Origin of the sequence: Amycolatopsis sp. cg9 (genome assembly GCF_041346945.1) — a bacterium.
Taxonomy (GTDB): domain Bacteria; phylum Actinomycetota; class Actinomycetes; order Mycobacteriales; family Pseudonocardiaceae; genus Amycolatopsis.
Genome location: NZ_CP166850.1, coordinates 7,293,721 through 7,317,757 on the forward strand (window position 1 = coordinate 7,293,721; position 24,037 = coordinate 7,317,757).

Here is a 24,037-nt window from a genome sequence, read left to right on the forward strand (position 1 = left end):
CCTTCCCCGCCGGCAGTGAACGAACTGGAGCTGATCACCGTGAACCACGACGCCCGGCAGCTGCTGGCGGCCTGGAACGACACCACCACCGACGTCCCGGAGGCGGGCCGCACGCTCACCCGGCTGCTCGCCGAGCAGGCGGCCCGCACCCCGGACGCGACGGCGCTGGTGTTCGAGGGCGGAACCCTCACCTACCGCGAACTCCACGAACGAGCTGCCCGGCTCGCGAATCTCCTGGTCGAGCGGGGCGTGGGCCCCGGCGTCCTCACCGGCGTCTGCGCCGACCGGTCCCTTGAGCTGGTGATCGCCCTGCTGGGGGTGCTCAAGGCCGGCGGCGCCTACGTCCCGCTCGACCCGGACTACCCGGCCGACCGGCTGGCCTACATGGTCGCCGACAGCGCCGCGCCGGTCGTCCTCACCCAGACCCGCCACGCGAACCTCTTCGACGCCGAGACCATCCTCCTCGACGCCGTCGACCTCACCGCCTACCCGGCCGCCGCGCCGGAACCGGCAACGTCCACAAAGGACCTCGCCTACGCCATCTACACCTCCGGCTCCACCGGCCGCCCCAAGGGCGTGCTGGTGCCGCACGAAGGCATCGTCAACCGGCTCGCCTGGACCCAGGCCGAGTACGGCCTCACCCCCGACGACCGCGTGCTGCAGAAGACGCCGTCCAGCTTCGACGTCTCCGTCTGGGAGTTCTTCTGGCCGCTGCTGACCGGCGCCACGCTCGTCGTCGCGCGGCCCGGCGGGCACCGCGATCCCGCGTACCTGGCCGGGCTGATCCGCGCCGAGCGGATCACGACCGTCCACTTCGTCCCGTCGATGCTGCAGGCCTTCCTGCTCGACCCCGCGGCCGCGACCTGCACCGGCCTGCGCCGCGTGCTCTGCAGCGGGGAAGCGCTGCCCGCCGAACTGCAGGCCCGGTTCTTCGCCACCCTGCCCGGCGTCGAGCTGCACAACCTGTACGGCCCGACCGAGGCTTCGGTCGACGTCACGTACTGGGCGTGCGGTCCCGGCCAGACGTCCGTCCCCATCGGACGTCCGGTGTGGAACACCCGCACCTACGTCCTCGACGCGCGGCTGGAGCCGGTGGCACCCGGGGAAGCGGGCGAGCTGTACCTCGCCGGGATCCAGCTGGCCCGCGGCTACCACGGCCGGCCGGGCCTCACCTCGGAGCGGTTCGTGGCCAGCCCGTTCGAGCCGGGGGAGCGGATGTACCGCACCGGGGACCTGGCCCGCTGGGACGAAACCGGCGCGCTGCACTACCTCGGCCGCACCGACCACCAGGTCAAGATCCGCGGCCTGCGCGTGGAACTCGGCGAGATCGAGGCCGTCCTCGACCGCCAGCCCGGCGTCGGCGGCTCGTGCGTGCTGGCCCGCGAGGACCGCGAGGGCGACCAGCGCCTGGTCGGCTACCTCGTGCCGGACGGCAGCCCGGACCTCGGCGCCCTGCGCGCGGCCTTGGCGGAGCACCTGCCGGAGTACATGGTCCCGGCCGCGTTCGTCGTGCTCGAAGAACTCCCGCTGACCCCGAGCGGCAAGCTCGACCGCAAGGCCCTGCCCGCCCCCGACTGGGCCGCCCCCCGCACCGGACGCGCCCCGCGCACGCCGCGGGAAGCCGCGCTGTGCACCCTGTTCTCCGAGGTCCTCGGCGTCGAGGGCGTCGGCATCGACGACGGCTTCCTCGCCCTCGGCGGTCACTCCCTCCTCGCGGCGAAGCTCGTCTCCGGCATCCGCGCCACCCTCGGTGTCGAAGCGGCGATCGGTGACGTCTTCCGCGCGCCGACCCCGGCCGGGCTGGCCGAGCTCCTCGAAGACGCCGCACCGGCCCGCGTGCCGCTGGCCCCGCGGCGGCGTCCCGAGCCGATGCCGCTCTCGTTCGCCCAGCGGCGGCTGTGGTTCCTCGACCAGGCCGACACCCGGAACGCGAGCTACCACGTCCCGCAGGCCGTCCGCCTGACCGGCCCGGTCGACGCCGAGGTGCTGCGCTCGGCGGTCGAGGACGTCGCCGCCCGGCACGAGAGCCTGCGCACGATCTTCACCCGCGACGGCGACGAGCCGGTGCAGCACATCCTGCCCGGCGGCGAAGTCCCGTGGGTCGTCAAAGTGTCCACAGAGGACACCCTGAGCCGGGACCTCACCGCCGCCACCGAGGCCGCGTTCGACCTCGCCCGCGAGCTGCCGATCCGCGCCACGCTGTTCACCCTGCCCGGCGACGGCGCCGTGCTGCTGCTCGTCGTGCACCACATCGCCTGCGACGGCTGGTCGATGGCCCCGCTGCTGCGCCAGGTCGGCGAGGCCTACGCGGCCCGGCTCGCCGGAGACGCTCCACAGTGGACCGAGCTGCCGGTCCAGTACGCGGACTACACGCTGTGGCAACGCGAACTGCCGGTCGAGCGCGACCTCGCGTACTGGCGCGACGCACTGGCCGGTGCCCCCGAGGAACTGCCGCTGCCCACCGACCGGCCGCGCCCGGCGGTCGCGAGCCACCGCGGCGGCGTCGTCCCGATGGACGTGCCCGCCGAGGTCCACCGGAAGCTGGCGGCCCTGGCCACGGCGGAAGGCGCGACCCTGTTCATGGTGCTGCAGGCCGCGTTCGCCGCGCTGCTGACCCGGCTCGGCGCGGGGGAGGACGTCCCCGTCGGCTCCCCGGTGGCCGGTCGCACCGACGCCGCCCTCGACGACCTCGTCGGGTTCTTCGTCAACACCGTCGTCCTGCGCACCGCCACCGGCGGCGACCCGAGGTTCCGCGAGCTGCTCGATCGGGCCCGCGAGACGTGCCTGGCCGCGTTCGAGCACTCCGAGGTGCCGTTCGAGCGGGTGGTCGAGGAACTGAACCCGGCCCGCTCGCTCGGCCGCCACCCGCTGTTCCAGGTCCTGCTGGTGCTGCAGAACAACCTCGCCGCCGAACTCGCCATCGACGGTGTGCGCGCCACCGGCGAACGCGTCGACATCGGCTACGCGAAGTTCGACCTGGCCGCGATCTTCGAGGAACGCGACGGCGAGCTGACCGGCCTCCTGGAGTACGCGAGCGACCTGTTCGACCGCGAGACCGCCGCCGCGCTGGCCGCGCGCCTGCTGCGCGTCCTGGCCGCCGTCGCGGAGAACCCCGACACGCGGCTCGGCGACCTCGACCTCCTCGACGCCGCCGAGCGCGCCCAGGCCGCCACGGGCGGGATGCGCGCGCCCGCCGAGCCGGCCGTCACCCTGCACGAGGTCGTCGAGGGCCACGGCCGCCGCACTCCGGACCGCACCGCGCTGCTGTTCGAAGACCGCGCCGTCACCTACGCCGAGCTGGACGCCCGCGCCAACGGCGTCGCCGCGCTCCTGACCGGCGTCCCGGCCGGGCGGATCGTCGCGATCTGCCTCGACCGCGGCCCGGACCTGGTCGCCGCCATCCTCGGCGTGCTCAAGGCCGGCTGCGGCTACACGCTGCTGGACCCGTCGTTCCCCGCCGAACGGCGGCAGCTGCTCGCCGAGCAGGTCGACGCGCCCTTCGTGCTCGACGACCTGTCCTTCGTGCGGCCGACGACGAGCGCGCCGGAGCGCGCGGTGTCCCCGGCCGGGCCCGCCTGCGTCATGTTCACCTCCGGGTCCACCGGCACCCCGAAGGGCGTCGTCGCCTCGCACGAAGCCGTCGCCACCACGATCCTCGGCCAGGGCTACGGCGGGGACGTCTGGCTGCAGACCGCGCCGGTGTCCTGGGACGCCTTCGCGTTCGAGCTGTTCGGCGCCCTGCTCACCGGTGCCGCCTGCGTGCTGCAGCCGGGCCCGAAGCCCGAGCCCGCGCTCATCGCCGAGCTGGTCGCGCGCCACGGCGTCACGACGGCGTTCTTCTCCGCCAGCCTGTTCAACTTCCTCCTCGACGAGTACCCGGGCGTGTTCGAGCACCTCCGCGAGGTCTACACCGGCGGGGAGGCGGCGTCGGTCGCGCACCTCACGCGGGCCGTCCGGACCTTCCCGGACGTGGCCTTCACCAACGCCTACGGCCCGGTCGAGAACATGATCTTCGTGACCTCCCACCGCGTCACGAGCGCCGACCTCACCGGCGCGCCGATCCCGATCGGGGTGCCGCTGCACGGCAAGCGCGCGTACGTGCTGGACGAGCGGCTGCGCCCGGTCGCGCCCGGCGTCGTCGGCGAGCTGTACGCGGCGGGCGGCGGGATCGCCGACGGCTACGCGGGCCGCCCGGACCTCTCCGCCGTCCGCTTCGTCGCGAACCCCTTCGAGGCGGGGGCGCGGATGTACCGCACCGGCGACCTGGTGCGCCGCCGGGCGAACGGCATCCTGGAGTACGTCGGCCGAGCCGACGACCAGGTCAAGATCCGCGGGTTCCGCGTCGAGCCGGGCGAGATCCGGACCGCGCTGGGCACGCACCCGGCCGTCACCGAGTCCGCCGTCGTCGTCCGCGAAGACCGGCCGGGGCAGAAGCTCCTGGTCGCCTACGTCGTGGGCGAGCCGGCCGACTTCCGCGCGTACCTGGCCGAGCGGCTGCCCGAGCACCTGGTGCCCTCGGCGTTCGTGCTCCTCGACGCCCTGCCGCGGACGGCCAACGGGAAGCTCGACCACCGCGCGCTGCCCGCGCCGGAGCGCACGAGCACGAGCCGCGCCCCGCGCACCCCGCGCGAAGAAGTCCTCTGTGGACTCTTCGCCGACGTGCTGGGCGTCGAAGCGGTCGGCGTCGACGACGGGTTCTTCGCGCTCGGCGGGCACTCCCTGCTGGCGGCCCGGCTGGTCGCGCGGATCGGCGCGGTGCTCGGCGCCCGGATCGGGGTGGCGGACGTCTTCCGCGCGCCGACCGTCGCCGGCCTCGCCGCGGTGCTCGAAGGCGCCCGTGCGGCGCGCCCGGCCGTCGTGGCCCGGCCGCGGCCCGAGGTCCTGCCGCTGTCGCCGGCCCAGCGCAGCCTGTGGTTCGTCGAGCAGCTCGACCAGGCGGGCGCGACCTACCACGTTCCCCGGGCGCTGCGGCTGACCGGCCCGCTCGACGCGGCCGCGCTGCGGCAGGCGTTCGCCGACGTCGTCGAGCGCCACGAGGCCCTGCGGACGGTCTTCCCGGACACCGACGGTGTGCCCCGCCAGGAGATCCGCCCGCTCACCGAGCTGCCGTGGACCGACGGCCCGGTGGACGTCGCCGAGTTCGCCGCCCGCGAGTTCGACCTCGCCGCCGACCTCCCGATCCGCGCGGCTCTGCTCGGCGAAGGCGACGACCACGTCCTGCTCGTCGTCACCCACCACATCGCGAGCGACGGCTGGTCGTTCGCCCCGCTGCTGCGCGACCTCTCCACCGCTTACGCCGCCCGCGCCGAGGGGGTGAGTCCGAAGTGGACTCCGCTGCCGGTGCAGTACGCGGACTACGCGCTGTGGCAGCAGGAAGCGGCCGGGGAGTCGCTGGAGCACTGGGCCGAGGCGCTCGCCGGGCTGCCGGACGAGATCAACCTGCCCTTCGACCACCCGCGCCCGCCGGTCGCGACGCACCGGGGCGCCACCCTGCCGGTGAGCCTGGGCGCGGACCTGCACGCCCGGCTCCTGGAGCTGGCCCGCGGCGAGCACGCGACGCTGTTCATGGTGCTGCAGGCCGGGTTCGCCGCCCTGCTGTCCCGGCTCGGGGCGGGTGACGACGTCGCGATCGGTACGCCGTCGGCGGGCCGCCCGGACGCCGCGCTCGACGACCTGGTCGGCTTCTTCGTCCACACGCTCGTGCTGCGGACCGACCTCGGCGGCGACCCGAGCTTCACCGAGCTGGTGCACCGGGTCCGCGAGCGCGCCCTGACCGCGTTCGACCACGCCGACGTCCCGTTCGAGCGGATCGTCGAACGGCTCAACCCGGCCCGGTCGACCGCGCGGCACCCGCTGTTCCAGGTGATGCTCGCCCTGCAGAACAACGTCGTGGCCAACCTGGCCCTGCCCGGCGTGACCGCCGCGGACGTGCCGGTCGCCACGGCGACCGCGAAGTTCGACCTCACCCTCAACCTGGAGGAGAGCACGGACGCCGACGGGACTCCGGGCGGCATCGGCGGGTACCTGGAGTACGCGACCGATCTCCTGGAGCCGGGCACCGCGGCCGACCTCGCCGACCGGTTCGCCCGCCTGCTGACCGCCGCCGTCGAGGACCCCGCGGCCCCGCTGTCCACAGTGGACCTGCTGGCGCCCGCGGAAGCCGCGGCGATCGACGCCGCCAACGCCGGCACGGCGGTGCCGGTCCCGGACACCTCGGTGATCGAGCTGTTCGAAGCCCAGGCCGCCCGCACGCCGGACGCACCCGCGCTGGAGTTCGGCGCGGTCAAGCTCACCTACGCGGAGCTGAACGCCCGCGCCAACCAGCTCGCCTGGCACCTCGCCGGCCGCGGTGCCGGGCCGGAGCGGTACGTCGCCCTCGCCATGCCCCGCGACGAGCAGCTGATCATCGCCATGCTCGCGGTGCTCAAGACCGGCGCGGGCTACCTGGCGCTCGACCTGGACTACCCGGCCGACCGCATCGCGATGATGCTCGAGGACGCCGACCCGGCCCTCGTCCTGACCCGCGACGAACTCGTCTTCGAAGGTGAAGTCGGGAACCTCGGGCACACGGCGTCGCCGGACAGCCCCGCGTACGTGATCTTCACGTCCGGCTCGACCGGCCGCCCCAAGGGCGTCGTCGTGCCGCGCCGCCCGTTGCTGAACTTCCTGCTCGACATGGTCGAGCGGTTCGGGATCGCGGCCGGGGACCGGCTGCTGGCCGTCACCACGGTCGGCTTCGACATCGCGGGCCTGGAGATCTTCGCGCCGCTGCTGGCCGGGGCGACCGTCGTCCTCGCGAGCCGCGACGACGTGCGCGACACCCGGGCCCTGGCCGCGCTCGCCGAGGACGCCACCCTCCTGCAGGCGACGCCGAGCCTGTTCCACGCGCTGCTGGCCGAGCCCGCCGACCTCTCCGGCGTGCACGTCCTCGTCGGCGGCGAAGCCCTGCCCGACGACCTCGCGGTCGCGCTGCGGGCCCGGGCCGCGTCGGTGACCAACATGTACGGCCCGACCGAGACGACGATCTGGTCGACCACCGCCCGCGTCGGCGAAGGGGCGCCGACCATCGGCACGCCGATCGCCAACACGCAGGTGTACGTGCTGGACCGGGCGCTGCGGCCGGTGCCGCCGGGTGTCCCGGGGGAGCTGTACCTCGCCGGTGACGGCGTCGTGCGCGGCTACCTCGGCCGGCCTGACCTGACCGCCGACCGGTTCGTCGCCAACCCGTTCGCCGAGGGCGAGCGGATGTACCGCACCGGCGACCTGGTCGCCCGCCGCCGGGACGGCGAGCTCCGCTTCCTCGGCCGCGTCGACCACCAGGTCAAGATCCGCGGTTTCCGGATCGAGCTGGGCGAGATCGAGGCCGTGCTGGCCGCGCACCCGGCCGTCGCGCTGCGCGCGGTCGTGGTCCGCGAGGACCGGCCCGGGGACAAGCGCCTGGTCGCCTACGTCGTGCCCGCGGCGCCGGTCGAGGCCGAGGACCTGCGCCGCCACCTGGCCGCCGCGCTGCCGGGGTACATGGTGCCCTCGGCGTTCGTGCTGCTCGACGAGCTGCCCCGGACCCCGAACGGCAAGCTCGACCGCAAGGCGCTGCCCGCACCCGCCGTCGAGACCGGCGCGGGCCGGCTCCCGCGGACCGCGCGGGAGCACGCCCTGTGCGAGCTGTTCGCCGAGGTCCTCGGTGTGCCCGAGGTCGGGATCGACGACGGCTTCTTCGACCTGGGCGGGCATTCGCTGCTCGCCACCCGGCTGGCCGGGCGGATCCGGGCGGTGCTCGGCCTCGACGTCACCGTGCGGGCGCTGTTCGCGAACCCGACCGTGGCCGGGCTGAGCGAAAGCCTCGGCGTCGCGGTCGCGGCCCGCCCGGCCGTGACGCGGCGCGAGCGGCCGGCGCGCCTGCCACTGGCGCCCGGCCAGGAGCGGCTGTGGTTCCTGGCCCGGATGGACCGCGCGGACACCGCGTACCACATGCCGATCGCGCTGCGGCTGCGCGGCCACGTCGACACCGCCGCGCTGGCAGCGGCGCTGTCCGATGTGGCCGGTCGCCACGAAGCTCTGCGCACGTACTACGCCGAAGACGAATCCGGGCCGTACCAGGTGATCCTGGACTCCTTCGAGGTCCCGTTCGAGGTGGCGACCGGCTCGGTCGCCGACGCCGCCCGGACCCCGTTCGACCTGGCCGCCGCGCCACCGGTGCGATCCTGGCTGTTCACCGGAGGGGACGAGCACGTCCTGCTGGTGCTGACCCACCACATCGCCGGCGACGGCTGGTCGATCCCGGTCCTGCTCGGCGACCTCGCCGAGGCGTACGCGGCCCGGCTCGGCGGAAACGCTCCGAAGTGGACACCGCTGCCGGTGCAGTACGCGGACTACACGCTGTGGCAACGGGAACTCGACACCGACGTCGCCTACTGGGCGAACGCGCTGGCCGGGCTGCCCGAGGAGCTGGCGCTGCCCTACGACCGCGTGCGGCCCGCCACCGCCGACCACACCGGCGGGTCCGCGCCGGTCACGATCCCGGCCGAGCTGCACGCGCGGCTGCTGGAGCTGGCGGCCGGGCAGCGCGCGACGCTGTTCATGGTGCTGCAAGCCGCGCTCGCGACGCTGCTGGCGCGGTTCGGCGCCGGGGACGACATCCCGATCGGCACCCCGGTCGCCGGCCGGCCCGATCCGGCGCTCGACGAGCTCGTCGGGTTCTTCGTCAACACCGTCGTACTGCGCACGGACCTCAGCGGCGCCCCGGCGTTCACCGAGCTCCTGGCCCGCGTCCGCGAAGCCGACCTGAGCGCCTTCGAGCACGACGACGTCCCGTTCGAGCGGCTGGTCGAAGAGCTGAACCCGGCGCGCTCGGCGGCCCGGCACCCGCTGTTCCAGGTGATGCTGGTGCTGCAGCAGCACACCCCGGCCGTCGCACTGTCCGGAGTGGACACCGAGCCGTACGAGGTGGCCCGCGCGGTCGCCAAGTTCGACCTCACCGCCGCGCTGGAGGAGCACGCCGACGGCGGCGGGATCACCGGTGCCTTCGAATACGCGACCGCGCTCTTCGACGCCGCCACCGCCGAGCGGCTGGCGAGCGCCTTCGTCCGGCTGCTGGAGCAGATCGCCGACGCGCCCGCCACGTCCACTTCGGACTTCGAGGTGCTCACGGCCGCCGAGCGCGACCTCGTGCTGGCGGCGGGCAACGCCGTCCAGGTGAGCGACGCGCCCGTGGACTGCCTGCACACGATCGTCGCACGGCAGGACCCCGGCGCTGTCGCGATCCTCTTCGAGGGCGAGTCGCTGACCTACGGCGAGCTGAACGCCCGCGCCAACCAGGTCGCCCACCACCTGCTCGACGACGGGGTCCGCCGCGGGGAGGTGGTCGGGGTCCTGCTGGAGCGCGGCTTCGACTTCGCCGTCGCGGTGCTCGGCGTGCTCAAGTCCGGTGCCGCCTACACCCTGCTCGACCCGAGCTACCCGGCCGAGCGGCTGGCCGCGGTCACCGAGCAGGCGGGCGTGAAGCGGGTGCTGACGGCGCTGCCGACCCACCCGGACGCGACCGACCCCGGCGTCGAGCTGACCCCGGCGGACCTGGCCTGCGTCATGTTCACCTCCGGCTCGACCGGCGTCCCCAAGGGCGTCGCGACTTCGCACCGCGGGGTCGTCGCGACCATGGGCCAGCGCTACGCCACCTTCGACGCCGACCAGGTGTGGCTGCAGTGCGCGCCGGTCTCGTGGGACGGCTTCGCGCTCCAGCTGTTCGGCGCGCTGCTCTACGGCGGCCGCACGGTCCTGCAGCCGGGCCAGAACCCGGAGCCGGAGCGGATCGCCGCGCTCGTCGCCGAGCACGGCGTCACCGTGCTGCACGCCTCGGCGAGCCTGTTCAACTACCTCCTGGACTCCGAACCGCAGGTCTTCACCGTGCTGCGCCGCGCGATGACCGGCGGCGAGCCGGCCTCGGTCGAGCACGTCACGAAGGCGCTGCGCGAGTACCCGGACGTCCGGCTGATCAACGGCTACGGCCCCGCGGAAAGCATGGGCTACACGACGTTCCACCCGATCACCGCGGCCGACCTCGACGGGGCGGCGATCCCGATCGGGCGGCCGGTCGAGAGCAAGCGTGCCTATGTCCTCGACGCGCACCTGGCTCTGGCCGCGCCCGGAGTCACGGGCGAGCTGTACCTCGCGGGCCACGGCCTCGCCGACGGCTACCGCGGCCTGCCCGGCGCGACGGCCGAGCGGTTCGTGGCCTCGCCGTTCGTGCCGGGGGAGCGGATGTACCGCACCGGCGACCTCGTGCGCTGGCGCGCCGACGGCGTCCTGGAGTACGTCGGCCGCGCCGACGACCAGGTCAAGGTCCGCGGCTTCCGCGTCGAACCCGGGGAGGTCCGGGCGGTGCTGGCCCGCCACGACGGCGTCGAGCAGGCGGCCGTCGTCGTGCGCGACGGGCGCCTGCTCGGGTACGTCGTCGGCGCCGCCGAACCGGCCGCGCTGCGGGCGTACCTGGCCGAGCGGCTGCCGGACTACCTGGTGCCGTCGGCGATCGTGCCGCTGGCGGAGCTGCCCCGGACGGCGAACGGCAAGCTCGACCGCCGCGCGCTGCCCGCCCCCGACTTCGCCGCCGGGTCCCGGCGGCGGCCGCGGACCGTCACCGAGAACGTCCTCTGCGGGCTGTTCGCCGAGGTGCTCGGCCTGCCCGAGGTCGGCCTGGACGACGGGTTCTTCGACCTGGGCGGGCATTCGCTGCTGGCGGCCCGGCTGATCGGCCGCGTCCGCGCGGTGCTCGGCGTCGAGCTGGGCATCCGGGACCTGTTCCGCACCCCGGCCGTCGCCGGGCTGGCCGAAGTCCTCGGCGACGCCGCTCCGGCGCGCCCGCCGGTGACCCGCCGCGAGCGGCCCGAGCGGCTGCCGCTGTCGTTCGCGCAGCAGCGGCTGTGGTTCGTCGACCAGGCCGAGGAGGCCAACGCGGGCTACGACGTCCCGCGTGCGCTCCGCCTGCGCGGCCCGCTCGACGTCGCCGCGCTGCGGGCCGCACTGGCGGACGTCGTCGAGCGGCACGAGTCGCTGCGGACGGTGTTCCCCTCGCACGAAGGGGAGCCGTGGCAGGAGATCCTGACCGCTCCTCCGGTGCCCTGGACGGTCGTCCGGTCCACTGAGGACAGGCTGGACGACGTCCTCGCGGAGGCCGCCGCGCACGTCTTCGACCTGCGCACCGAGCTGCCGATCCGGGCCCACCTGGTCGAGGTCGCCGCCGACGACCACGTGCTGCTCCTGGTGCTGCACCACATCGCGTCCGACGGCTGGTCGGCCGCGCCGCTGTGGCGCGACCTGGCCACCGCCTACGCGGCCCGGCTCGACGGCCAGGCGCCGGGCTGGGCGCCGCTGCCGGTGCAGTACGCGGACTACACGCTGTGGCAGCGGGAAGTCCTCGACGACGGCGAGCTCGCCGGCCAGCTGGCGTTCTGGCGCGACACCCTCGCCGGGACGCCCGAAGAGCTGGCGCTGCCCGCCGACCGGGTCCGCCCGGCGTTGGCGAGCCACCGCGGTGGCTCGGTGGAGTTCGCGCTCGGCGCGGACGTCCACACCGGACTGGCCGAGCTGGCCCGCCGCGGCGGCGCGACGTTGTTCATGGCGCTGCAGGCCGGGTTCGCGGCGCTGCTGTCGCGGCTCGGCGCGGGCGATGACGTCCCGCTCGGCACCGCGGTCGCCGGCCGTGGCGACACCGCGCTGGACGACCTCGCCGGGTTCTTCGTCAACACCCTGGTGCTGCGCACCGACGTGTCCGGGCAGCCGACGTTCCGGCAGCTCCTCGACCGCGTCCGCGACGCCGGGCTGGCCGCGCTGGCGCACGCCGACGTCCCGTTCGAGCGGGTCGTCGAGGAGCTGAACCCGGCGCGTTCGGCGGCGCGGCACCCGCTGTTCCAGGTGATGCTGGTGCTGCAGAACAACGCCACCGCACGGCTGAGCCTGCCGGGGCTGGCCACCGAAGGCATCGCGGTCCGCCGGGACGTCGCCAAGTTCGACCTGACCGCGGGCATCGAGGAGAACCACGCGGCCGACGGCAGCCCCGGCGGGCTGACCGGGCAGCTGGAGTACGCGGCCGACCTGTTCGACGCGGCCACCGCGGCCGCCATCGCGGAGCGGTTCGCGCGGTTCCTGACCGCCGCCGTCACGACGCCGGACGTCCCGGTGACCGAGCTGGACCTGCTCACCGCCGGGGAGCGCGCCGCGCTGCTGGCCCAGGGCACGACCGAGGTCACCGCGCCCGCGGTGCGGCTGCACGAGCTCTTCGAGCGGCAGGCGGCCTGGGCCCCGGACGCGACCGCGCTGGTCTTCGAAGGCTCAGTGCTGACCTACCGGCAGCTCGACACCGAAGCCAACCGGCTGGCCCGGCACCTGATCGCCGAGGGCGTCCGGCCGGGCGACCTGGTCGGTGTCCACATCGGACGCTCGCCGCGGCTCGCCGTCGCGCTGCTGGCCGTGCTCAAGGCCGGCGCCGCCTACACCGTGCTGGACACGGACTTCCCGGCGGAACGGCTCATCGGGGCGCTGCGGCGGACGTCGGCCGCGGTCGTCGTCACCGATGGGCGCTCGTTGCCCTGGCGCCGGATCGACGTCGTCGAAGACGCGGCCGCGATCGCCGTGCGCGACGGCGGTGCTCTCGGCCTGCCCGGGAACCCGGACGACCTCGCCGTCGTCATGTTCACCTCCGGTTCGACGGGGGTGCCCAAGGCGGTCGCGGCCCCGCACCGCGCGGTCGTGGGCACGCTGACCGGCCAGGACTACGCCGGGTTCGGCCCGGACGACGTCTGGCTGCAGTGCGCGCCGGTGTCGTGGGACGCGTTCGGCACGCAGCTGCTCGGCCCGCTGCTGGCCGGCGGCACGGTCGTGCTCCAGCCCGGCCAGCGGCCCGAGCCCGCGCTGATCGAGGAGCTGGTCCTGGCGCACGGCGTCACGGTCCTGGACGTCTCGGCGAGCCTGTTCAACTTCCTGGTCGACGAGCACCCGGCGGTCTTCGCGACGGTCCGCCGCGCGATGACCGGCGGCGAGGCGGCGTCGCCCGCGCACCTGGCGAAGGTGCTGCGGGAGTACCCGCACGTGGCGGTGGTCAACGGCTACGGCCCGGCCGAGACGATGGGCTTCAGCACCTTCCACCCGGTCACGGCGGTGGACGGGCCGGTGCCGATCGGGCGGCCGCTGACCGGCAAGCACGCCTACGTCCTCGACGCCCGGCTGCGGCCGGTGCCCGCCGGGGTCGTCGGCGAGCTGTACCTGGCCGGCGTCGGCACCGCGCACGGCTACCTCGGGCAGCCCGGCGCGACCGCCGAACGGTTCGTGGCGTCGCCGTTCCGGGCGGGGGAGCGGATGTACCGCACCGGTGACCTGGCCCGGTGGAACGCCGGCGGCGTGCTGGAGTACGCCGGCCGCGCGGACGACCAGGTCAAGATCCGCGGCTTCCGCGTCGAGCCCGGCGAAGTGCAGGCCGTGCTGGCCGCGCACAGCGGCGTCACGCAGGCGGCGGTCGTGGTCCGGGACGGGCTGCTGGTCGCCTACGTCGTGGGCACCGCCGACCCGACGGCGGTCTCGGAGTTCGCCGCCGCGCGGCTGCCGGAGTACCTGGTGCCGTCGGTGATCGTGCCCCTTGCCGAGCTGCCGCGGACCGCCAACGGCAAGCTGGACCGGGCCGCGCTGCCCGCGCCGCAGCGGGTCGTCACCGGGCACGTGGCCCCGCGCAACCCGGTGGAGACCGCGCTCGCCGCGATCTGGGCCGACGTCCTCGGCGTGCCGGAACCGGGGGTGGCGGACAACTTCTTCGCCCTCGGCGGGCACTCGCTGCTGGCGGCCAAGGTGACCGGCCGGATGCGCACGGAGTTCGGCGTCCGGCTGGGCGTGCGGGCGCTGTTCGAAGCACCCACGATCGCGGCGCTGGCCCGGCTCGTGCCGGAGGCGTCCACGGCGGACTTCGAACCGATCCCGGTCCGCGGGGCCGGAGCCCGCACGCCGCTTTCGCCGGTGCAGCGCGGGCTCTGGTTCGCCGACCGGCTCGCCCCGGGCTCCGCGGAGTACCTCGTTCCGCTGGCCCTGCGGATCGGCGGCGACCTCGACGCCGAGGCCCTCGCGGGTGCCCTGTCCGCATTGGTGGCCCGGCACGAGGTGCTGCGCAGCCGGTTCGTGGAGGCCGGCGGGGAGCCGATCCAGGTCGTGGACCCGGTGCGGGCGCTGCCGCTTCCGGTGTCCGATGTGGACGACGTGGCCGCGTTCGTCCGGGCGCAGGTCGAGATCCCGCTCGACCTCGAGCACGGACCGGTCTTCCGCGCCGCGCTCGGCCGGGTCTCGGCCACCGACCACGTCCTCGTCCTGCTCCTGCACCACATCGTCGCCGACGGCTGGTCCATGGGCGTCCTGGCCGCCGAACTGCGCGACCACTACGCCGGGATCCGGCCCCCGGCGCTGCCGGTCCAGTTCGGCGATGTCGCCGCGTGGCAGACGAGCGCGTCCGACGAAGCCGGGCTCGCCTTCTGGCAGCGGGCCCTCGACGGTATGCCGCACGTCGCCGAGCTGCCCGCCGACCGGCCGCGGCCGCTCACCCGGGACATCGACGGCGCCAAGACCCCGGTGCACGTCCCGGCCGAAGTCGTCGGCCGCCTGAAGAAGCTGGGCGCCGAGCACGGTGCGAGCCTGTTCATGACCGTGCTCGCCGCCTTCGAGGTCTTGATCGGCCGCTACACCGCCATGCGGGACTTCGCGATCGGCACCCCGGTGTCCGGCCGCGCCCACCCGCAGACCGAGCCGCTCGTCGGGCACTTCGTCAACACCGTGCCGCTGCGCGCGGACCTGACCGGCGACCCGGCGTTCACCGAGCTGCTGACCCGCGTCCGCACCAGCACGCTGGCCGCGTTCGACCACGACGACGTCCCGTTCGACCGGATCGTCGAGCTGCTGCGCCCGCAGCGCGACCTCACCCGCACCCCGCTGGTCCAGATCGTGTTCGCCCTGCAGAACAACGAAGAGGCGGGCTGGGCGCTGCCGGGCTTGGCCGTCGAGAAGCTCGCCGTCGACACCCGGGTGAGCAAGTTCGACCTCGAACTCGCACTCGCCCAGGACACCGACGGTGCGCTGACCGGCATCTTCGAGTACCCGACCGCGCTGTTCGACGCCACCACGATCGCGCGGCTGGCCGGCCACTTCACCACCCTGCTGGCCCGCTTCGCCGACGCGCCGGGCACCCCGGTCGGCGAGCTGGACCTGCTGGGCGAGGCCGAACGGGAGCACCTCGTGCACGGCGTCAACGACACCGCCGTCGCCTACGACGAGAGCGTCTGCCTGCACCACCTGATCGGCGAGCAGGCGCGGAAGACCCCGGACGCCCCGGCCGTCGAATACCTCGACGAGAGCATCGACTACGCCGAACTCGAACGCCGGGCGGGGGTGCTTGCCGCGCGGCTGGCCGCGCACGGGGTCGGCCCGGACGTCCCGGTGGGCTTGCGGATGGACCGCTCGATCGACCTGATCGTCGGCCTGGTCGCGATCCTCAAGGCGGGCGGCGCGTTCGTCCCGATCGAGACCGACGCGCCCGAACCGCGGGTGCTCGGCATCCTCGGCGACGCGCGTTCCCCGGTCTGCCTGATCGACGAAGGCGCACCGGCCCCGGACAGCACCGAGGTCGTCTTCCTCGAAGTGTCCGGCTTGGACGGTGACGCACCGGAGCTGCCGGACACCACGCACCCGGACAACCTGGTGTCGATCTACTACACCTCGGGCTCCACCGGGAAACCGAAGGGCGTCGCCAGCACCCACCGCGGCTGGGTCAACCGGCTGCGCTGGCACCAGGACACCTACCGGCTCCAGCCGGGCGAGGCCGTCCTGCAGAAGACGACGCTGGTGTTCGACGACGCCGCCGTGGAATGCCTGTGGCCGCTCGTCGTCGGCGGCCGGGTCGCGCTGATCCCGCCGGGCCTGCACCGCGACCCGGCCGCGATCCTCGAAGGTGCGCTCCGGCACCGGGTGGTCAACCTGCAGTTCGTGCCGAGCATGCTGACGCTGTTCCTGGAGCAGCTGACCCCGGCCGACCGCGCCGCCCTCAAGCCGCTGCGCAACGTCATCACCAGCGGCGAGGCGCTCCAGCCGGAACTGCTGAAGCTGTTCTTCGACCGCCTGGGCGAGCACGCGACCCTGCACAACCAGTGGGGCGCCACCGAGGTCTCGATCGACTCGACGATGCGCGAGTGCCTCCGGTCCGATGTGGACGGAGCGGGTTCGGTGAGCGTCGGCTCGCCGATCGCCAACAACCGGATCCACGTCCTCGACGAGCACCTGCGGCCGGTCCCGGTCGGCGTCCCCGGCGACCTGTTCATCGGCGGCGTCGGCCTGGCCCGCGGCTACCTCGGCGACCCGGTCAAGACGGCGTCGGCGTTCCTCGCCAGCCCGTTCGACCCGGGTGAGCGGCTCTACCGCACCGGCGACCGCGGCCTGCGCACCCCCGACGGCGCGCTGACCTTCCTCGGCCGCCAGGACTCGCAGGTCAAGATCCGCGGCATCCGCGTCGAGCCCGGCGAGGTCGAGCAGGTCCTCCTGGAGCTGCCCGGCGTGCGCGAAGCCGCGGTCACGGTGTGGCAGCCGGTGCCGGGGGACAAGCGGCTCGCCGGGTACGTGACCCCGCAGGCCGGCGTCACGCTCACCGAAGGCGAGATCCGCGAACAGCTGCGCGAGCGGCTGCCGGTGTACCTCGTGCCCACGGCGCTGAGCGTGCTGCCCGAGTTCCCGACCACCACGAGCGGCAAGATCGACCGCAAGGCGCTGCCCGCGCCGGCCGCGGCCGGCGCCGAGTACCGCGCCCCGGAAGGACCAGTGGCGGAACTGGTGGCGGCGGTGCTGGGGACCGTCCTCGGGGTCGAGCGGGTCGGCGCGGACGACAACTTCTTCGACCTGGGCGGGCACTCCCTGCTGGGCGTGCGGGTGGTCGCCGAGCTGCGCAAGCGGCTCTCGGCGGACATCCCGATCCGGCTGATCTTCGACTCGCCCACGGTCGCGGAGCTCGCCGGCGCGGTCGCCCGCGCCACCAAGCGCGAGTTCGAGGCCATCCCGAAGCGCCCCGACGGCCCGGCGCCCCTGGCCGGGGTGCAGACCGGCATGTGGCTGGCCGACCGGATGGCACCCTCGAGCGCGGAGTACCTGGTGCCCAACGCGGTCCGCCTCCGCGGCCCGCTGGACGTCGACGCCCTCGCCGCCGCCCTGACGAAGCTGGTCGAGCGGCACGAGGTCCTGCGCACCCGGTTCGTGGAGCTCGACGGCGAGCCCCGGCAGGTCGTCGACCCGGCCGGGCCCGTCCCGCTGCCGGTCACCGAGATCGACGCGATCGAGCCGTTCCTGGCGGTGCGGGGCGTCGACCTCACCACCGGGCCGGTGTTCGCCGCCGCCCTCGGGCGCTTGGCCGAGGACGACCACGTGCTGCTCCTGTCGGCGCACCACATCGTCCTCGACGGCTGGTCGGAAGGCGTCCTCGCCGAGGAGCTGCGTGACCTCTACGCGGGCGCCGAGCTGCCGCCGCTGCCGGTGCAGTACGCCGACGTCGCGGCCTGGTCCCAGCCGACCGAAGCGGACGTCGAGTTCTGGCGGACGCAGCTGGCCGGCGTGCCGCAGGTCGTCCAGCTGCCGATCGACCGGCCGCGGCCGCCGGTGCGCGACCCCCGCGGCGCGCGGTACGAGTTCACCGTGCCCGCGGAGCTGGCCGCCCGGCTCGGCGAGGTCGGCGCGCAGGCACGGGCGAGCCTGTTCATGACGCTGCTCGCCGGGTTCCAGGTGCTCGTCTCGCGGCACACCGGGCTGCGGGAGTTCGCGATCGGCAGCCCGGTCGCCGGCCGGGACCACCCCGACACCGAGCGGCTGATCGGCCAGTTCGTCAACACCCTCGCCCTGCGCGCGGACCTGACCGGCTCGCCCGGCTTCACCGAGCTGCTCGGCCGGGTCCGGGAGACGGCGCTGAACTCCTTCAGCCACCAGGAGGTCCCGATCGACCGGGTCGTCGCCGAGCTGCGACCCGACCGCGACCCGAGCCGGAACCCGCTGGTCCAGCTCATGTTCGCGCTGCAGACGGTGTCCGCGGGCGGCTGGGAGTTCGCCGGGCTCGACTGCGAGCCCCTCGGTGTCGAGACCGGCGCGGCCAAGTTCGACCTCGCCATGGTCTTGCGCGAGCAGGCCTCCGGCGAGGTGGGCGGGGTGCTGGAGTACCCGGTCGCGCTGTTCGACGAGGACACGGTCGCCGCGTTCGCCGACCGGTACCTGCGGCTGCTGGCCGGGTTCGCCGCCGACCCGGCGCGTCCGGTCGACCGCGTCCCGATGCTCGACGCGGCCGAGGTCACCGCGGCCGAAGCCGATGCGCCGGGCGGGACGTTCGCCGGGCTCGTCGAGGCCCAGGTGCGGCGGAACCCGGACGCCCCGGCCGTCGTGGCCGGGCCGGACTCGCTGACCTACGGGGAGCTGGACCGGGCGGCCAACCGCCTGGCCCACGCCCTGCGCGAACGCGGGGCCGCTCCGGAAACGGTGGTCGCGCTGCTGCTGCCGCGCTCGGCCGACCTGGTCGTGGCGCAGCTCGCGGTGGTCAAGACCGGAGCCGCGTTCCTCCCGATCGACCCCGGTTACCCCGCCGAGCGCATCCGGTACATGCTCGACGACGCCGATCCGGTGGTGGTGCTGAGGGACCTCGAGATGTCCACAGTGGACGACAGGCCGCCGGCCGTCGAGGTCCGGCCGGAGAACGCGGCGTACGTGATCTACACGTCGGGCTCCACCGGACGGCCGAAGGGGGTCGTGGTCAGCCACGCCGGCCTCGGCACGCTGGTGGCCAACACCATCGCGGCCTACCGGGTCGGCCCGGGCGACCGGGTGCTGCAGTACGTGTCCCCGAGCTTCGACGCGTCGATCCTCGAGCTGTGCGCGTCGCTGATGACCGGCGCCGCACTGGTGGTCACCCCGCCCGGTCCGCTCCTGGGCGACCAGCTGCGGGACGTCCTCGCCGAAGGCCGGGTGACGCACGCGCTGATCCCGCCCGCGGCACTGGCCACCGTGGAGGACCCGGACCTGCCGGACTTCCGGACGGTCGTGGTCGGCGGCGACGTCTGCCCGCCCGAGCTGGTCGCGAAGTGGGCACCGGGCCGCCGGATGCTCAACATGTACGGCCCGACCGAAGCCACCGTCGTGTCCACGGTGTCCGAACCCCTGGTGACCGGCGCTCCGGTGACCATCGGCCGGGCGCTGCGGTACACCAGCGCGTACGTCCTGGACGACCGGCTCCAGCCGGTGCCGCCGGGCGTCGCGGGGGAGCTGTACGTGGCGAGCCCGGGCCTCGCCCGCGGCTACCTCGGGCGGCCGGGGCTCACCGCGAGCCGGTTCGTGGCGAACCCGGCGGGCGGGCGGATGTACCGCACCGGCGACCTCGTCCGCCGGACCCGGGCCGGGGAGCTGCAGTTCCTGGGCCGGACCGACGACCAGGTCAAGATCCGCGGCTTCCGCATCGAACTCGGCGAAGTCGAGTCGGCGCTGCGGGCGCACCCGGCACTGACCGCGGCGGTCGTGCTCGCCAAGCCCGACCCGGCCGGCCAGAAACGCCTGGTCGCCTACGTCGCCGGTGACGTGACGGCCGCGGACCTGCGGGCGTTCCTCGGGCAGCGGCTGCCGGAGCACCTGGTGCCCGGCGCGTTCGTCGTCCTCGACGCGCTGCCGGTCAACGCCAGCGGCAAGCTCGACCGGGCGGCGCTGCCCGAACCGGCCGAGGAAGTCGCGGACTACCTCGCCCCCACCAGTCCCGAGGAACAGCTGATCGCCGACATCTGGAGCGAGGTGCTCGGCGTGCCCCGCGTCGGGCTCGGCGACGACTTCTTCGCCCTCGGCGGGCATTCCGTGCTCGCCGCCAAGGTCCGGATGCGGCTGCAGGCCGCGTTCGGGGTGGACCTCTCCCTGCCCGTGCTGTTCCAGACCACCACGGTCGCCGCGCTCGCCGCCGTGGTCCACACCGAGATCGAGGCCGAGCTCGCCGGCATGTCCGAGCAGGAGCTCCTCGACTCCCTCACCGAGGAGGCCAGCGCATGACCACGTTCGACATCCGCCCCGACGCCGACGCCGAGCGCGCCGCGCGGCTGCGGGCCGCGGTGCTCGCGAAGCGGTTGCGCGGCCGGGCCGCCACGCCGGCCCGGGCGTTCGGCCGGGCCGACCGCGGCGCCCCGCTGCCGCTGTCGGCCGGGCAGCAGCGCCTGTGGTTCCTCGACCGGCTCGACCCGGACAGCGCCGAGTACGCCGTGCCGCTCCTGCTCCGGCTGGAGGGCGCCCTCGACGTCGAGGCGCTCCGGCGGTCGCTCGACGCCTTGGTGGCGCGGCACGAGATCCTGCGCACGACCTACACCGCGGAGGACAACAAGCCGCGCCAGGTGATCGAAGCTCCGGCGCCGGTCGACCTGCCGGTCGTCGAGGGTGACCTGGACACGCTGCTGGCGGAGTACGTCAGCCGCCCGTTCGACCTGGCCGCCGGGCCGGTCTTCCGGGCGCTGCTGGTCCGCGAGGCACCCGAGCGGCACGTGCTCGCCCTGAACGTCCACCACATCGCCTGCGACGGCTGGTCCCTGCCGATCCTGCTGGGCGACCTGCGCAAGCTCTACACCGGCACCGAGCTGCCCCCGGTCGAACTGTCCTATGCGGACTTCGCCGTTTGGGAACAGTCCCGGGTGGACGCCCACACGGCCGACCTCGCGTACTGGAAGGAGCGGCTCGCCGAACTGGAGACTCTGGAGCTGCCCGCGGACCGCCCGCGCCCGGCCCAGCGTGACCACCACGGAGCTTCGGTTCGCTTCACCATCCCCGCGGCCGCCGCCGAGGCGGTACTGAACCAGGGAAAGAACACGGGCGCGACGCCGTTCGTGACGCTGCTCGCCGCCGCGTACGTCGTGCTCGGGCGGCACACCGGCCGCGAGGACATCGCCGTCGGCACCCCGGTCGCCGGGCGCGGCCGGGCCGAGCTGGAGCACATGGTCGGGTTCTTCGTGAACACCGTCGTCGCCCGCGGCGACCTCTCCGGCGACCCGGACTTCACCGCGCTCGCCGACCGCGTCCGCGTGGCCCGGCTGGCCGACCAGGCGCACGAAGACCTGCCGTTCGAGCGGCTGGTGAAGGAACTGGCGCCGGAGCGCGACCTCGCGCACACCCCGGTCGTCCAGGTCATGTTCGCCGTCTACGACGCGTCCGAGGGGGAAGCCGCGCTGGGCGACCTGCGGGTGTCGCCGGTGGACCTCCCGTCGACGACGGCGAAGTTCGACCTGATGATCTCCTTCGTCCGCCAGGCCGACGGGTCGGTCGAAGGCGTGCTGGAGTACGCGACCGCGTTGTTCGACGAGGTCCGGATGGCGCGCATGGGCGAGCACTTCGTCCGGCTGTTCACGGAGCTGGCCGCCCGCCCCGGCGCCCGGCTGTCCGAAGTGCACGTCCTCGGCGCGGACGAACGGGAACTGCTGCTGGGGAAGTGGAACGACACCGCCGAGCCCTACCTGCGCGGCACCGTGCACGGCCGGATCGCCGCGCAGGCCGCGTCCGCCCCGGACGCGATCGCCGTCCGCTGCGGCCGCACCGAGCTGACCTACGCCGAGCTGGAAGCCCGTGCGACCCGGCTGGCCCAGCGGCTGCGCGCCCACGGCGTCGGCGTCGAAACCCCGGTCGGCGTGCTCTGCGAACGCGGCCCGCTGCTGCTGCCGGTGCTGCTGGCCGTCCTCAAGACCGGCGGCCACTACATCCCGCTCGACCCGGCCTACCCGCAGGACCGCAAGGAGTACATGCTCCGCCAGGCCGGCGCCCGCGTCCTCGTCACCACCCGCCGGTACGCCGGGGCGGACCTCGGCGAGATCAAGCTGCTGGCCGACGAGCCGGTCGCCGACGACCCGGTGCCGTGGACGGACCCGGTCGTCGACCCGGAAAACCTCGCCTACGTCATCTACACCTCCGGCTCGACCGGCCGCCCCAAGGGCGTCCAGATCAGCCACCGCGGGGTGCTGCACTACCTGGACTGGTGCCGCCAGGCCTACCGCGCCGACGAGGGCGACGGCGCCCCGGTGCACTCGTCGCTCGCCTTCGACCTCACCGTCACCGGGCTGTTCCTGCCGCTGCTGTGCGGCACGACGGTGACGCTGGTGCCGGAGGACGAGCACCCGGTGGCGGGCCTCGCGGACGTGCTGTCGAGCGGGCGGAAGTTCAGCTTCGTCAAGCTCACCCCGGCCCACCTCGAACCGCTGCGCCGCTGCCTCGCCCCGGAAGCCGCGGCGGCGGCCGCGCACCTGGTCGTCGGCGGCGAGCAGCTCACCGCGGAAGCGCTGGAGTTCTGGCGCGAGCACGCCCCCGACGTCGTGGTGGCCAACGAATACGGCCACACCGAGACGTCGGTGGCGAACGTGATCAACCTGCTGCCCGCCGCCGAGTGCGTCAGCACGCCGATCCCGGTCGGCCGCCCGATCTGGAACACCGAGGTCTACCTCCTCGACGAGCACCTGCGGCCGGTCCCGGTCGGTGTCACCGGCGAGCTGTACGCCGGTGGTGCGGGGGTGGCCCGCGGGTTCGCCGGCAACCCCGGCCTGACCGCGGCTAAGTACGTGGCCAACCCGTTCGGCCCCGGCCGCCTCTACCGCAGCGGCGACCTCGCCCGCTACCTGCCGGACGGGCGCCTGGAGTTCGTCGGCCGCACCGACCACCAGGTCAAGGTGCGCGGCTACCGGATCGAGCTGGGCGAGATCGAGGCCGCGCTGGTCGGCGGCCCCGGCGTCACCGAGGCGGTCGCGGTGGTCCGCGACGGCGCGCTCGCCGGGTACGTCGCCCCGTCCACCGTGGACGCCGACGCCCTGCGGGCGCACCTGTCCGAGCGGCTGCCGGAGTACATGGTCCCGGCGACGCTGACCACTTTGGCCACCCTGCCGCTGACGTCCAACGGCAAGGTCGACCGGGTCGCGCTGCCCGCCCCGGACGCCGCACCGGTGTCGACGTCCGGGGTGCTCCCGCGCGACGAGCTGGAGATGGCGCTGGCCAAGCTGTGGGAGGACCTGCTCGGCCGCCGCGTCGGCGTCACCGACGGCTTCTTCGACGTCGGCGGGCACTCGCTGCTGGCGGTCGTGCTGGTGGACCGGATCAAGGCCGAGCTGGGCGCGACCGTCGGGCTGGCCGAGGTGTTCCGCGCCCCGACGGTCCGGGCGCTGGCCGACCTCATCCGCGCCGGGGAAAGCGCCGGGGGACTGGTCGTCCCGCTCTCGCCGGGCCGCGCGGGCGTCGCACCGCTGTTCCTGCTGCCGCCGACCGCCGGGAGCCCGTTCCCGTACCTGCAGCTGGTGGCCGAGCTGGACCCGGCGCTGCCGGTGTTCGGTCTGCAGGCACCCGGGTTCGCGCCCGGCGAAGACCCGGTCCACACCATCGAGGAGCTGGCCGCGGCGTTCGTCGCGGACCTCCTGCCGGTGGCGGGGGACCGGCCGATCCGGCTCGCGGGCTGGTCCCAGGGCGGCTCGGTCGCCTTCGAAATGGCCGCCCAGCTGGAAAAAGCGGGCCGGGCCGTCGAGCACCTGTGCGTCATCGACGCCACCGTGCTCGGCGTCGACGACTACGGCAACCCGCTGCCGGAGGTCGACACCAGCGACCCGCTGGCGTGGTTCGGCGAGGCCGTGCTGAAGCTGGCGCCGGGGGCGGCCGACACCCTCGACGAGATGCTCGCCGAGGCCCGCGACCGCGGCATGGTGTCCGAAGTCGCGGGCAACGCCGTCGTCGAGCAGATGGCGCGGGTCTACCTCGCGGGCAAGGACGCCGTCGAGGCCTACCGCTGCCGGGCGGTCGTCGACACCGGGATCCACCTCATCACCTCCACCGGCACCCACCCGGTGAAGGGCCGCCCGGAGGTGCGGCCGGAGAGCTGGCGCGCCCGCACGCGCGGCGAGCTCACGGTGACGCCGGTGCCGGGCCACCACTGGGACATGGTCGAACCGCCGCACGTGGCGGAGCTGGCCCGGGCCGTGCTGGCCGGGCTCCCCGTGACCGCCGACGAGTGAAG

The 24,037-nt window shown here is 74.5% G+C and carries 2 protein-coding genes; both read left to right on the top strand.

Features of this window, described 5'->3' with window-relative positions; translation table 11 throughout:
- Nucleotides 1-15: 15 nt before the first annotated feature.
- Entirely contained in the window at nucleotides 16-20,064 is a 20,049-nt protein-coding gene (locus AB5J73_RS34100; protein WP_370962896.1) for a non-ribosomal peptide synthase/polyketide synthase, read from the top strand.
- Complete coding sequence (locus AB5J73_RS34105) at nucleotides 20,061-24,035, top strand: amino acid adenylation domain-containing protein (RefSeq protein ID WP_370962897.1); 3,975 nt, start codon at nucleotides 20,061-20,063, stop codon at nucleotides 24,033-24,035. Before AB5J73_RS34100 ends, AB5J73_RS34105 begins: the two co-directional genes overlap by 4 nt.
- The last annotated feature ends 2 nt before the right edge of the window (nucleotides 24,036-24,037 follow it).

Excerpts from the sequence above, each read along its gene's own strand:
- AB5J73_RS34105 (WP_370962897.1), top strand. The coding sequence starts at position 20,061 with ATGACCACGTTCGACATCCGCCCCGACGCCGACGCCGAGCGCGCCGCG.